Below are 12,088 nucleotides of genomic sequence, written 5' to 3'. Positions count from 1 at the left end.
ATGAAGGAACTGCAATGAACACACTCGCCACCCGCGTGCCGCCGTCGGCGCCTGTCCATCCCTCGATCCATCCGGACGAGCGCGCCGCGCGCGAACAGCTTGCGGCCTGCTATCGCGTGTTCGCGATGCTGGGCTGGACCGAGATGATCTACAACCACATCACGGTGCGGCTGCCCGACAGCGTGACGGGCGGAGAGAAGCAGTTCCTCATCAACCCCTTCGGGCTGCACTACAGCGAGGTCACGGCCGGCAACCTGGTGAAGATCGACCTGCAGGGCAAGGTGCTCGACGGTTCGACCTGGCCGGTGAACCCGGCCGGCTTCACGGTGCATGCCGCCATCCACGACGGCCTGCCCGGCGCGCACTGCGTGATGCACACGCACACCACGGCCGGCGTGGCCGTGGCCTGCCTGCAGGGCGGCCTGCAGCAGACCAACTTCTATACCGCGCAGTTGCACGGCATGGTGGCGTACCACGACTTCGAGGGCATCACCATCCATGCCGACGAGGGCCCGCGCCTGCTCAAGAGCATCGGCGACCGCAACGCCGTGATCCTGCGCAACCACGGCCTGCTGGCCTGGGGGCGGACGCTGCCGCAGACCTTCGCGATTCTCTGGACCCTGCAGCGCGCCTGCGAGATCCAGATGGCCACCTTCTCGATGGGCGCGGCCATTCCGGTGAGCGAGGAGATCGCGCAGCGCTGCACGCGCGATGCGCTGCAGTTCAGCCCCGAGCATGGCGCGGGGCAGGACGTGTTCGATGCGCTGGTGCGCCAGGTCGACCGTATCGACGCCAGCTACAAGAACTGACATGAAGATCTGCATCTACGGCGCCGGCGCAATCGGCGGATGGATCGGCGCCGGCCTGGCGCAGGCCGGTGAACGCCTCAACGTGGTGGCGCGCGGCGCCACGCTCGAGGCACTGCAGCAGGGTGGCCTTTCGCTGATGCGGGGCAACGTGCGCACGCGCGTGCCGGTCAATGCGGTGACCGATCCCGAATCGCTCGGCGTGCAGGACCTGGTGGTCATCGCCGTGAAGGCGCCGGCGCTGGCCGGCGTGGCCGAACGCATCGGCCCGCTGATCGGACCCGACACCCTCGTGCTGGTGGCCATGAACGGCGTGCCATGGTGGTTCCTCGAAGGCGGCTTCGGCGGCGCCATCACCGGTCACCGCCTTGCAGCGGTGGACCCCGACGGCGCGATCGCCAGGGCCATTCCATCGCGCAACGTGATCGGCTGCGTGGTGCACGCGAGCTGCTCGCTCGATGCGCCGGGCGTGGTGCGGCATCACTTCGGCAACGGGCTGATCGTGGGCGAGCCTTCGGGCGAAGCCACGCCGCGCGTGAAGAAACTGGTCGATCTGCTGCAGAGTACCGGCATCGACACCACGCTGTCGCCGCAGATCCAGAAGGACGTGTGGTTCAAGCTGTGGGGCAACATGACGGTGAACCCGATCAGCGCACTCACGGGCGTCACCACCGACCTGATCATGGGCGACGACCACGTGCGCGGCTTCATCTCGGCCGTGATGCTCGAGGCCAAGGAAATCGGACACCGCATCGGCATCGAGATCACGCAGAGCCCCGAAGACCGGCATGCGGTGACGATGAAGCTCGGCGCGTTCAAGACCTCGATGCTGCAGGACGTGGAAGCCGGACGATCCGTGGAGCTTGATGCGCTGGTGACGGTGGTGCGTGAACTGGGCGAGCTGACGGCGGTCGCCACGCCGTTCACCGATGCGCTGCTGGGGCTGGCCCGGTTGAAGATGCGGCAGCTCGGGCTGTACTGAGCGCCGCCGATTCAGTTCTTCTTCAACAAGACACGCACCGCCTCGGGCAGGGAATTGACCTGGGGCATGAAGTGGTCCAGAACCGCGCCCAGGATCACGGCGCAGGCGACGGCCCCCAGCAGCGGCTTCCACGTGAGCCGCACGGCCGCCATCAACCAGCCCTCGCGCGCCACGCGCACCGCCGCGCGCGCCGACACGTACGAGAACGCCACCTCGACGGCCACGGCCAGCAGCGCGTCCCAGCTGAAGTAGAGCAGTACCAGCGAGCCGGCGCCCAGCACGATGGCCACGCAGACCAGGAAGATCGCGACCACCGGCACCACGATGACGGCGCCTTCGTCCGCAGCGCCCGCCACATCGAGCGCGCCGCTGGCTGCATCGGACAGTGCGCTGCCGCCGGCGCCGCTTCCCGGGCTGCCGCCCGCATCGAGCGCAAATTCACCCGCATCGACGACGTCACCCGCATCGACGTTGAAGTCGGCCCGGTTCTCGACCAGCCGCCTGGCCCACCAGCGCAGCACCAGCAGATAACCCAGATACCCCACGCCCAGCGTGAGCAAATAGCGCACCGCCAGCGACTGCACGCCCAGCACATGCATCTGCAGCGCGGAGACGCCCCACATCAGCAGCAGCGTGAAGGTGCCGATCAGGATGCCGTGCGTGCGCAGGCTGTAGTTGCGGTGCAGGTCGCGCTCGAGCTGCGTCTCCCACAGGCGCACCGAGCGCCAGTTGGAGAGGACCTTCATTCGTCGTCGGCGGGAGCGAAGGGCACGCGCGGCGCCACCGCGCACATGAGCTCGTAGCCGACCGTGCCGGCCGCCTGCGCGACCTCGTCGATGGGCAGCACCGCGCCGGTCACGGCCGAGCGGCCCCACAGCGTGACCTCGGTGCCGAACTTCGCGTCGGGCACGGGCGTGAGGTCGACGGTGATCATGTCCATGCTCACGCGGCCCACCATGCGGGTGCGAACGCCGTTCACCAGCACGGGCGTGCCGGTGTTGCAGTGGCGCGGATAGCCGTCGGCATAGCCGACCGCCGCCACGCCGATGGTGAGCGGCCCGTCGGCCGTGAAGTTGGAGCCGTAGCCGATGGTGTCGCCGGCCTTCAGCGTCTGCACCCCGATCAGTTTGGTCGACAGCGTCATGGTGGGCTGGAGCTGCCAGTGCGCCGCGTCGTGCTCGGGAAAGTCGGGCGCGCTGCCGTACAGCACGATGCCCGGGCGTACCCAGTCGCCGCGGGTCTGCCGGGCGTGGCGCAGGGTTGCGGCGCTGTTGGCGATGGAGCGTTCGCCCGGCAGGTCGTGGGTGACGCGGTCGAACACTTCCAGCTGGTGCGCGATGCCGCGCGCGCCATCGGCGTCGCTGAAATGCGTCATCAGCGAGATCTCGTCGACCTGCGGCAACGCGTTCAGGCGCGTCCAGGCCGAGCCGAAACGCTCGGGCGTGAAGCCCAAGCGGTTCATGCCGGAATTCATCTTGAGGAACACGCGCTGCGGCTTGAGTGTCTTGTGGGCCGCGAGCATGTCGATCTGCTCGTCGCAGTGCACCGCGTGCCAGAGATCGAGCCGCGAGCACAACTCCAGGTCGCGCGCCTCGAACACGCCTTCGAGCAGCAGCACCGGGCCGCGCCAGCCGAGGGCGCGCACGCGTTCGGCTTCGGCCAGGTCGAGCAGCGCAAAGCCGTCAGCGCCGCGCAGGCCCTCATAGACCCGCTCGATGCCATGCCCATAGGCATTGGCCTTGACCACGGCCCAGACGCGGGCATCGACAGCGGCACGCCGTGCCCGGTCGAGGTTGTGGCGAAGCGCGGCGGTGTGGACAGTGGCGAGAATGGGGCGCGGCATGGTGGGCGTCGAATGGTGAACAGATGGGGTTTTAGCATCTTCTCGGACCGGGCCGTCCAGGGTGGGAACGCTGATTTCGCTGTCGTACCCCCATGCTATAACCGCCCATTCGCCCAAAAGACGCGACACTTTTTCACTACTGCCAGCACCTCCCTGGCCAGCCAGCCCATCGATGAAGCGCGGTTTCTACACGATCATGTCGGCCCAGTTCTTTTCGTCGCTGGCCGACAACGCGATCTTTGTCGTGGCGGTCGAGCTCATGCGAAGCACGGGAGCGGCCGAATGGCAGCGGGCGGCGCTGGTGCCGATCTTTGCCGTCTTCTACGTGGTGCTGGCGCCGCTGGTGGGCGCCTTCGCCGACGCCTTGCCCAAGGGGCGGGTGATGTTCATCAGCAACGCCATCAAGGTGATCGGCTGCCTGATGATGCTGTTCGGCTCGCATCCGCTGCTGTCGTACTCGATCGTGGGGCTTGGCGCCGCGGCCTATTCGCCGGCCAAGTACGGCATCCTGACCGAGCTGCTGCCGGCTTCGCAGTTGGTAAAAGCCAACGGCTGGATCGAAGGGCTCACGATTGCCTCGATCCTGCTGGGCATCGTGCTCGGCGGCTCGCTGGTGGGCCACGCGATCTCGAGCCGGCTGCTGTCCTTCGACATGCCGCTGATCGATACGGGGGTCGATTCGCCGGCCGAGGCGGCGATCTCGGTGCTGATCTTCGTCTACGTGCTGGCGGCCTGGTTCAACACGCGCATTCCGCACACCGGCGTCGAGATGCGGCCGCTGCGCGCCAATCCGCAGCACGGCCTGGCGCGCAACATGTTCTCGCTGCTGCCCGACTTCTGGCACTGCAACGCACGCCTGTGGCGCGACAAGCTCGGCCAGATCTCGCTGGCCACCACCACGCTGTTCTGGGGCGCGGGCGCCAACCTCAAGTACATCGTGCTGGCCTGGGCCGCGCTCGCGCTCGACTACAACACCACCCAGGCCACGGCGCTCACCGGCGTGGTCACGATCGGCATGGCGGTCGGCGCCATCGTCGCGTCCATGCGCATGCGGCTGGACATGGCCACCCGCGTGATTCCCATGGGCATTGCCATGGGGGTGCTGGTCATCAGCATGAACCTGATCAGCAATGTCTGGATCGCGGTGCCCTTTCTCATCCTGCTGGGCGGGCTGGGCGGCTTCCTGGTGGTGCCGATGAACGCACTGCTGCAGCACCGCGGCCACAACCTCATGGGCGCGGGCCGCTCGATTGCCGTGCAGAACTTCAACGAACAGGCCTGCATCCTGCTGCTCGGCGGCTTCTACAGCGCCTGTACCGGCCTGGGCCTGTCGGCCTTTGCGGCCATCGGCGCCTTCGGCGGCGTGGTGGCGGGCTGCATGTGGCTCATCCAGCGCTGGCATCATCTCAATCTGCGCAAGTACCCCGAAGAAGTCGAGCACCTGCTCGCCATCGCCCGTAGCGACAAGCATCACTGACCTCCCCCAGGCTGCGCGCACTTCGTGTCGCTTCGCCTACCCCTCACCGGGGGCAACACCGGTGGCCCGGCGAAGCCGGTTCCACGGTGTTCCACGAAAAAGACTCCGCCACATGCCCGCGCTCGCACTGATCTTCAACGCCTTTGTCTGGGGCGTTTCTTGGTTCCCGTTCAGGCAGATCGAAAGCCACGGGCTGCATCCCGTCTGGACCACCTGCATCATCTACGTGGCGATTTCGCTGGCGATGGGCTTCTTTCGCCGGCATGCCTGGCGCGGCTTCATGGCGTATCCGATGCTCGTGCTGCTGGGCCTGGCGGCGGGCTTCACCAACCTGGGCTTCAACTGGGCGGTGACGCAGGGCGACGTCGTGCGCGTGGTGCTGCTGTTCTACCTGATGCCGCTGTGGAGCGTGCTGCTGGGCTGGGCCGTGCTGGGCGAGCGGCCCACCGGCGGCGCGCTCGCGCGCGTGGCGCTGGCGCTGACCGGCGTGGCCGTGGTGCTCAAGACACCCGGCGTCGAATGGCCGGTGCCCTCGAGCCTGCCCGACTGGCTGGGCCTGGCGGCCGGGTTCAGCTTTGCCGTGACCAACATCGTGCTGCGGCACCTGCGCGACGCGCCCGGCGAATCGCGCGCGCTGGCCATGTTCTGCGGATGCGCGGCGGTGGCGGCCATCGCCGCGGCGGCCGGCACCCTGCTCGGCGCCTTCGGCTCCCCGCTCGCCGCGGAACCGGGCTGGATCGGATGGGCGGCATTGCTGGGCACCGGCTTCGTGGTGGCCAACGTCTGCCTGCAGTACGGCGCGGCCCGGCTGGCGGCCAGCGCCACGGCGGTGATCATGCTGTCGGAGGTGCTTTTTGCGAGCGTCTCTTCCGTGGCGCTGGGCGCGGCCCAGATGGATCCACGGATCCTGGCGGGCGGCGCGCTGATCGTGCTGGCGGCCGTATGGTCGGCGTTTGCGCGAACGCCGGCGCAGGGCGATGATCGCCTTTCGTCCCCCACCTGACCGAGGTACTGCCATGACCAGCATCTACGACTTCGAAGCCAAGCAGATCGACGGCAAGAGCGTGAAGCTCTCGGCCTTCCGGGACAAGGTGCTGCTGATCGTCAACACGGCCAGCCAATGCGGCTTCACGCCGCAGTTCGCCGGACTCGAGGAGCTGCACGAAAAATACGCCAGCCAGGGGCTCGTGGTGCTGGGCTTTCCGTCGAACCAGTTCGGCTCGCAGGACCCGGGCACCAACGAGGAAATCGGCGCCTTCTGCACCAAGAATTACGGCGTGAGCTTTCCGATGATGGAAAAGATCGACGTCAACGGCAGCAACGCCGCGCCGCTCTACCAGTGGCTCACCAAGGAAAAGCCGGGGCTCCTGGGCAGCACGGCCATCAAGTGGAACTTCACCAAGTTCCTGGTCGGCCGCGACGGGCGGGTGCTCAAGCGCTATGCGCCGCTGGACACGCCCGCTTCGTTCGCGCGCGACATCGAGGCGGCGCTGGCGGCGGGCTGATCAAGGCCCGGTCAGAACCTGAAATCGACGGTCTTCGAGCCGCTGCCCACCGTCACCGTCTGGCTCTTGGCACTGCCGGCCATGGCAGCGTCGATGGTGTAGCGGCCCGCGGGCAGGTCGACCAGGCACACCGGTCCGCTGGCGCGCAAGGCCAGCGAAGGCGCGCCGTCGGCGCCCTTGATGTCGACCCGGACATCCGCCAGGTAGGCCCCGTCGGAGCGCGCGAAAAGCAGGGCCAGCGGATGGTCTTTCATGGCCGCGCGCATCGCGGTCGATTCGTCCGAGCCGATGCCGCCGCAGACATAGCGCACCGCGCCCTCGCCCTTCCATTGCGGCATGGCCGACTGGGCCTGCGCGCCAACGGCGCCGGCCGCGCAGGCGAAAGCCAGCAAGGCACGCCGCAGGTTCTTGGAGGCGATGAAAGCTGGAACGGAGGACATGAGACTTGCTCCTTGGAAAATCGGTACCGCCATGATGCGGCGCGAATCGCCTTGGCGCGAGTCGGACCAGAGCGCTCTTCGGTGTGCGATCAGGCCGCCGCCAGCGCCGCGTCGAGCAGTTCCACCCAGTGCCGCACGGGCGTCTCCTGGCTGCCGCTTTGCAGGTGCGTGATGCAGCCGATGTTGGCCGAGGCGATGACGCTCGGCTGCAACTGCTTCAGATGCCCGAGCTTGCGGTCGCGCAGCGGATAGGCCAGCTCGGGCTGCAGCACCGAGTAGGTGCCGGCCGAGCCGCAGCACAGGTGCGATTCGTTCAGGGCCACGCGCACGTCGAAGCCGAGTGCGCGCAAATGCGTTTCGACGCCGCCGCGCAGCTTCTGGCCGTGCTGCAGCGTGCAGGGCGGGTGGTAGGCAACCACGCCCTGAGGCGCGCGCACGCGGGCCTTCAGGGCAGGCACCAGATCGGGCAGCAGCTCGCTCAGGTCGCGCGTCAGCTCGCTGACGCGCGCGGCCTTGGCGGCGTAGGCCGGATCGTGCTGCAGGATGTGGCCGTACTCGCGCACCGTGACGCCGCAGCCCGAGGCGTTCATGACGATGGCTTCGACCTCGTTGCGTTCGACCAGTGGCCACCAGGCGTCGATGTTGGCGCGCATCTGCGCCTTGCCGCCCTCCTGGTCGTTGAGGTGGAACTTGACGGCGCCGCAGCATCCGGCCTCGGGCGCGATCACGGCCTGGATGCTCGCCGCGTCGAGCACGCGCGCGGTGGCGCTGTTGATGTTGGGCATCATCGACGGCTGCACGCAGCCCGCGAGCATCAGCACCTTGCGCGCATGCGTGGCGGTGGGCCACGCGCCGGCCTGCTGTTTGGCCGGCACCTTGGCCTTGAGCGCCTCGGGCAGCAGGCCGCGCACCGACTGGCCGAGCTTCATCGCCGGGCCGAACAGCGGCGACGGCAGCCCTTCCTTCAGCAGCCAGCGCGTGGCCGATTCCACGGCGGGGCGCGGCACTTTCTCGTCGACGATCCTGCGGCCGATGTCGACCAGGTGGCCGTACTGCACGCCGCTCGGGCAGGTGCTCTCGCAGTTGCGGCAGGTCAGGCAACGGTCGAGGTGCAGCTGCGTGCTGCGCGTGGGGGCCTGGCCTTCGAGCACCTGCTTGATCAGGTAGATACGCCCGCGCGGGCCGTCGAGCTCGTCGCCGAGCAGCTGGTAGGTGGGGCAGGTGGCGGTGCAGAAGCCACAGTGCACGCACTTGCGCAGGATGGCTTCGGCCTCGCGGCCTTCGTCGGTGCCGCGGAATTCGGGGGCGAGTTCGGTTTGCATCGCGGGGTGTCTCGGTTTTTTGTCTATGCGCCGGCCAACAGCCGTGCGCGATCGAAGATGCGGTGCGGATCGAACTCGTGCATCAATGCATGGTGGATGCGGGCCACGGGCGCGCTCAGTGCATCGAAGCGTGGCACGCGGCTGTCCGCGGCGTGGCCCGCGGGCATGCGGAACAGCGTGGCGTGCCCGCCCGCCGCGCGCGCGGCTTCGCGGATGCGCGCGGCCTGCGCGGACGGCGCCTTGTACCAGCGCTGCCCGCCATGCCATTCGACCAGCGGCGCATCGCCATCGCCCAATGCAAGCGCCGATGTGGTCTGTGGCAGCGACAGGCGCCACAGTGCGTCCGGGCCGCTGTCGGTGTCGAACCACGGCAGTTGCTGGTCGCGCAGCGCCTGCCAGTCCGCCTCGGCGTGCGCGTTGTCCCTGCGCTCGCCGCCGAGATGCGCACAGGCGGCTTCCACCGCCGCGACCGCCCCGCGCAGGCGCAGCTGCAGGATGCCGGTGCCCGCCTGTTCGAACCAGCAGCTCGCATTGAGCGGCAGCGGCCGGCCGCCCCACTCGTTGAGCAGGCGCAGCGCATCCGCCTGGCTGCAGTCGAAGGACAGCGTGGCCTCGGCGGGCGCGACCGGCAGCACCTTGAGGCTCACCTCGGCAATCACACCCAGCGTGCCGAGCGATCCCGCGAGCACGCGCGACACGTCGTAGCCCGCCACGTTCTTCATGACCTGGCCGCCGAATGTGAGCACGTCGCCGCGGCCGTTGACGAGCGTGGCGCCCAGCACGTAGTCGCGCACCGCGCCCACGCTGGCGCGCGCCGGGCCGCTGAGCCCCGCTGCCACCATGCCGCCCACGGTGCCTACACCCGCCGCCCCGGCCGCGCCGAAGTGCGGCGGCTCGAAAGGCAGGCACTGGCCCTTCTCGGCCAGCACGGCTTCGAGCTCGGCGAGCGGCGTGCCGCCGCGCACGGTGACCACCAGTTCGCTGGGTTCATAGCTCGTGATGCCAGTGAGCGCCGTGGTGCCCAGGATCTCGCCTTGCGGCGTCTCGCCGTGAAAGTCCTTGGTGCCGCCGCCGCGGATGCGAAGCGGCGTGGCATCGGCGGCCGCGGCGCGGATGCGTTCGGCGATCTGGCTGAGGGCGGGTTCCATGGTCTGTGCTGTTTTTGTTGTCGTCGTTCTCAGAAGCGCGGCAGGTCGGGATGCGGCAGCCTGCCGCCGCGCACCACCTGCTTGCCGTATTCGGCACAGCGCTGCAGCGTGGGAATCGCCTTGCCGGGGTTCAGCAGCCCCGCCGGATCGAAGGCCCGCTTGACGCCGAACATCTGCTCGTTCTCGGCCGCGGTGAACTGCACGCACATGCTGTTGAGCTTTTCCACGCCCACGCCATGCTCGCCCGACACGGTGCCGCCCATGGCCACGCTGGTCTCGAGGATGTCGGCGCCGAAGAGCTCGCAGCGGTGCAGCTCGTCGGGGTCGTTGGCATCGAACAGCACCAGCGGATGCAGGTTGCCGTCGCCCGCGTGGAACACGTTGCAGCAGCGCAGGTTGTACTTCTTCTCCATCTGCTGGATGGCCAGCAGGATGTCGGCCAGCCGCTTGCGCGGAATGGTCGAATCGAGGCACATGTAGTCGGGGCTGATGCGGCCCGACGCCGGGAACGCGTTCTTGCGGCCGCTCCAGAACTTCATGCGTTCGTCTTCGCTGGTGCTGACCGCGATGGCGGTGGCGCCGGAGGAGCGCAGCACGGCCGTCATGCGGCCGATTTCCTCTTCCACCTCTTCGGCGGTGCCGTCGGATTCGCACAGAAGAATGGCGGCGGCTTCGAGGTCGTAGCCCGCATGCACGAAGTCTTCGACGGCGGCGGTCATCGGCTTGTCCATCATCTCGAGCCCCGCGGGGATGATGCCGGCCGCAATCACCGCGGCCACCGCATCGCCGGCTTTGCGCACGTCGTCGAAGCTGGCCATGATGCAGCGTGCGAGCTGCGGCTTGGGCACCAGCTTGACGGTGACCTCGGTGGTCACGGCCAGCATGCCTTCGCTGCCGATGACCAGCGCGAGCAGGTCCAGGCCCGGCGCGTCGAGCGCCTCGCCGCCGAACTCGACGGGCTCGCCTTCCGCCGTGAAGCCGCGCACGCGCAGCACGTTGTGCAGCGTGAGGCCGTATTTCAGGCAGTGCACACCGCCCGAGTTCTCGGCCACGTTGCCGCCGATGGTGCAGGCGATCTGGCTCGACGGATCGGGCGCGTAGTAGAGATTGAAAGGCGCGGCGGCTTCGCTGATGGCGAGGTTGCGCACGCCGCACTCCACCACGGCCGTGCGGCTCACCGGGTCGATCTTCAGGATGCGGTTGAACTTGGCGAGCGACAGCGTCACGCCCAGCGCATGCGGCATGGCGCCGCCCGAGAGCCCGGTGCCCGCGCCGCGCGCCACCACGGGCACGCCGAGCTGGTGGCAGGTCTTGAGCACCGCCGCCACCTGCGCCTCGGTCTCGGGCAGGGCCACCACCAGCGGACGCTGCCGGTAGGCGGTGAGGCCGTCGCACTCGTAGGGCGTGGTGTCCTCGGCATGCCAGATGAGCGCGTGCGCCGGCAGGTGGGCCTGCAGGGCGCGCACGATCTGCGACTGGCGGTCGGTTTTCTGCAGCGAATCGTGCTGGACGGCGGTGAGCGGCGCGTTCATGGGGCAAGGCCTCTTCTCTTGGGCGGATTGTCTCGTGGTGTACCGCACTCTACGGAAATGCGGCGCCGGATGGTTGAAGCTTTTTTGCGCTTCGCTTGAGAGAACTTTGCCGGACGGTCCATCCGCCGGACGGCCAACGGTTCAGCGCAGCGCCTGCACCAGCCAGTCGGCAAAGGCCGCGCATTCCCAGCGATCGAGCGTGCCGGGCTGCCAGCAGATGGTGTGGCGGTGCGGCGAGGGCACGGGCCGGTCGGACAGCGGCACCAGCCGGCCCGATTCGAACCAGGCGGCGCCCATCTTCTGGCGCACCAGGGCCACGCCGAAGCCGCTCGCGGCCGCGTCGTAGACCAGGCCCAGGTCGTTGAACTGGGAGCCGACGTGCGGCTCGGGCTGGTCGATCCCGCAGCTTGCGAACCAGGTGCCCCAGGGCTCGAGGGGGCTGCGGATCAGCCGGGCGCTGGCAATCTCCGCCGCGGTGCGGAAGCCGTCGAACGGGCCGAACTCGTTGAGATAGCTCGGGCTGCAGGCGGGCAGCACCTCTTCTTCGAGAAGCAGCCGGTGTTCGCAGTCGGCATACGCGCCGCTGCCGTAGCGCACCTCGAGGTCGGCCTGCTCGGCCGTCACGTCGAGCAGCGGGATCGACACCTGCAGCACCAGCTCGATGTCGGGGTAGATGTTGCGGAACAGCTCGAGCCGGGGCATCAGGAACACGCGGCTGAAGGTGGGCGTGACGGCGATGCGCAGGCGCGTCGCGCGCGGCGCCGCGTTGCCGAGCGGCGTGGCCTGCAGCGCGGCGAGGCCGGTGCGCACGTTGGCGAGGTAGGCCGCGCCGTCGGCCGTCAGGCTGAAGTCGCCGCGGCCGAAGAGCTTGAAGCCCACGTGCGCCTCGAGCTGGCGGATGCGGTGGCTCACGGCGCTGGCGGTGACGCACAGCTCGTCCGCCGCGCGACCCGCATGCCGCAGCCGCGCCACGGCCTCGAAGGTCAGCAGGCACTGGATGGGCGGGATGTGCTGCAGGGCCATGCGGGAACCG

Annotated in this window: 12 protein-coding genes; 5 read left to right on the top strand and 7 right to left on the bottom strand. The window is 68.7% G+C overall.

Annotated features, from left to right (window positions below):
• Positions 1–14 precede the first annotated feature (14 nt).
• Together VAPA_RS01430 and VAPA_RS01425 are read left to right on the top strand one after the other, a co-directional pair.
• A complete protein-coding gene (locus VAPA_RS01430) occupies positions 15–809 on the top strand; it encodes a class II aldolase/adducin family protein (RefSeq protein WP_021004987.1) in 795 nt (264 codons plus the stop codon).
• A 1-nt stretch (position 810) separates the two neighbouring features.
• On the top strand, positions 811–1,788 hold the full coding sequence (locus VAPA_RS01425) for a 2-dehydropantoate 2-reductase (protein WP_021004986.1): 978 nt from the start codon (positions 811–813) through the stop codon (positions 1,786–1,788).
• Positions 1,789–1,799: 11 nt separating this feature from the next.
• On the opposite strand, the gene VAPA_RS01420 is transcribed toward VAPA_RS01425, so the two are convergent.
• Positions 1,800–2,534 carry a hypothetical protein gene (locus VAPA_RS01420; protein ID WP_021004985.1) on the bottom strand — a complete coding sequence of 245 codons (735 nt, stop codon included), beginning with the start codon at positions 2,532–2,534 and terminating at the stop codon, positions 1,800–1,802.
• Positions 2,531–3,631 (bottom strand): alanine racemase, encoded by a 1,101-nt coding sequence (gene alr / locus VAPA_RS01415; RefSeq protein ID WP_021004984.1) that lies wholly within the window; start codon positions 3,629–3,631, stop codon positions 2,531–2,533. Before alr ends, VAPA_RS01420 begins: the two co-directional genes overlap by 4 nt.
• Before the next feature lie 172 nt (positions 3,632–3,803).
• Between alr and lplT the strand changes: the two genes are divergently transcribed.
• The 3 genes from lplT (at position 3,804) to VAPA_RS01400 (ending at position 6,613) form a co-directional block, all read left to right on the top strand.
• A complete protein-coding gene (gene lplT, locus VAPA_RS01410; protein ID WP_021004983.1) occupies positions 3,804–5,108 on the top strand; it encodes a lysophospholipid transporter LplT in 1,305 nt (434 codons plus the stop codon).
• A 112-nt stretch (positions 5,109–5,220) separates the two neighbouring features.
• The gene (locus tag VAPA_RS01405; protein ID WP_021004982.1) at positions 5,221–6,111 is read left to right on the top strand and encodes a DMT family transporter; all 891 of its coding nucleotides are present in this window, start codon (positions 5,221–5,223) and stop codon (positions 6,109–6,111) included.
• Between the two features lie 13 nt (positions 6,112–6,124).
• Positions 6,125–6,613 (top strand): glutathione peroxidase, encoded by a 489-nt coding sequence (locus tag VAPA_RS01400; RefSeq protein ID WP_021004981.1) that lies wholly within the window; start codon positions 6,125–6,127, stop codon positions 6,611–6,613.
• Positions 6,614–6,624: 11 nt separating this feature from the next.
• Here VAPA_RS01400 and VAPA_RS01395 read toward each other — a convergent pair whose 3' ends face one another.
• The 5 genes from VAPA_RS01395 to VAPA_RS01375 all read right to left on the bottom strand — a co-directional run bounded on the left by VAPA_RS01395 (position 6,625) and on the right by VAPA_RS01375 (position 12,078).
• Positions 6,625–7,053 (bottom strand): hypothetical protein, encoded by a 429-nt coding sequence (locus VAPA_RS01395; protein ID WP_021004980.1) that lies wholly within the window; start codon positions 7,051–7,053, stop codon positions 6,625–6,627.
• An 89-nt stretch (positions 7,054–7,142) separates the two neighbouring features.
• A complete protein-coding gene (gene glcF, locus VAPA_RS01390) occupies positions 7,143–8,375 on the bottom strand; it encodes a glycolate oxidase subunit GlcF (RefSeq protein ID WP_021004979.1) in 1,233 nt (410 codons plus the stop codon).
• Positions 8,376–8,398: 23 nt separating this feature from the next.
• Positions 8,399–9,523 (bottom strand): glycolate oxidase subunit GlcE, encoded by a 1,125-nt coding sequence (glcE, locus tag VAPA_RS01385; protein WP_021004978.1) that lies wholly within the window; start codon positions 9,521–9,523, stop codon positions 8,399–8,401.
• A gap of 29 nt (positions 9,524–9,552) precedes the next feature.
• The gene (locus VAPA_RS01380; RefSeq protein WP_021004977.1) at positions 9,553–11,055 is read right to left on the bottom strand and encodes an FAD-linked oxidase C-terminal domain-containing protein; all 1,503 of its coding nucleotides are present in this window, start codon (positions 11,053–11,055) and stop codon (positions 9,553–9,555) included.
• A 141-nt stretch (positions 11,056–11,196) separates the two neighbouring features.
• Complete coding sequence (locus VAPA_RS01375; protein ID WP_021004976.1) at positions 11,197–12,078, bottom strand: LysR substrate-binding domain-containing protein; 882 nt, start codon at positions 12,076–12,078, stop codon at positions 11,197–11,199.
• Between the last annotated feature and the right edge of the window lie 10 nt (positions 12,079–12,088).

The organism is Variovorax paradoxus B4 (assembly GCF_000463015.1).
In the GTDB taxonomy this organism is placed as follows: Bacteria; Pseudomonadota; Gammaproteobacteria; order Burkholderiales; family Burkholderiaceae_C; genus Variovorax; species Variovorax paradoxus_E.
Note: the sequence above shows the minus strand (reverse complement) of the source record. Positions and strands in the feature narration are given on the sequence as shown.

Coding starts and splice junctions, on each gene's coding strand:
- VAPA_RS01430 (WP_021004987.1), top strand. CDS start 15: ATGAACACACTCGCCACCCGCGTGCCGCCGTCGGCGCCTGTCCATCCC.
- VAPA_RS01425 (WP_021004986.1), top strand. CDS start 811: ATGAAGATCTGCATCTACGGCGCCGGCGCAATCGGCGGATGGATCGGC.
- VAPA_RS01420 (WP_021004985.1), bottom strand. CDS start 2,534: ATGAAGGTCCTCTCCAACTGGCGCTCGGTGCGCCTGTGGGAGACGCAG.
- alr (WP_021004984.1), bottom strand. CDS start 3,631: ATGCCGCGCCCCATTCTCGCCACTGTCCACACCGCCGCGCTTCGCCAC.
- lplT (WP_021004983.1), top strand. CDS start 3,804: ATGAAGCGCGGTTTCTACACGATCATGTCGGCCCAGTTCTTTTCGTCG.
- VAPA_RS01405 (WP_021004982.1), top strand. CDS start 5,221: ATGCCCGCGCTCGCACTGATCTTCAACGCCTTTGTCTGGGGCGTTTCT.
- VAPA_RS01400 (WP_021004981.1), top strand. CDS start 6,125: ATGACCAGCATCTACGACTTCGAAGCCAAGCAGATCGACGGCAAGAGC.
- VAPA_RS01395 (WP_021004980.1), bottom strand. CDS start 7,053: ATGTCCTCCGTTCCAGCTTTCATCGCCTCCAAGAACCTGCGGCGTGCC.
- glcF (WP_021004979.1), bottom strand. CDS start 8,375: ATGCAAACCGAACTCGCCCCCGAATTCCGCGGCACCGACGAAGGCCGC.
- glcE (WP_021004978.1), bottom strand. CDS start 9,523: ATGGAACCCGCCCTCAGCCAGATCGCCGAACGCATCCGCGCCGCGGCC.
- VAPA_RS01380 (WP_021004977.1), bottom strand. CDS start 11,055: ATGAACGCGCCGCTCACCGCCGTCCAGCACGATTCGCTGCAGAAAACC.
- VAPA_RS01375 (WP_021004976.1), bottom strand. CDS start 12,078: ATGGCCCTGCAGCACATCCCGCCCATCCAGTGCCTGCTGACCTTCGAG.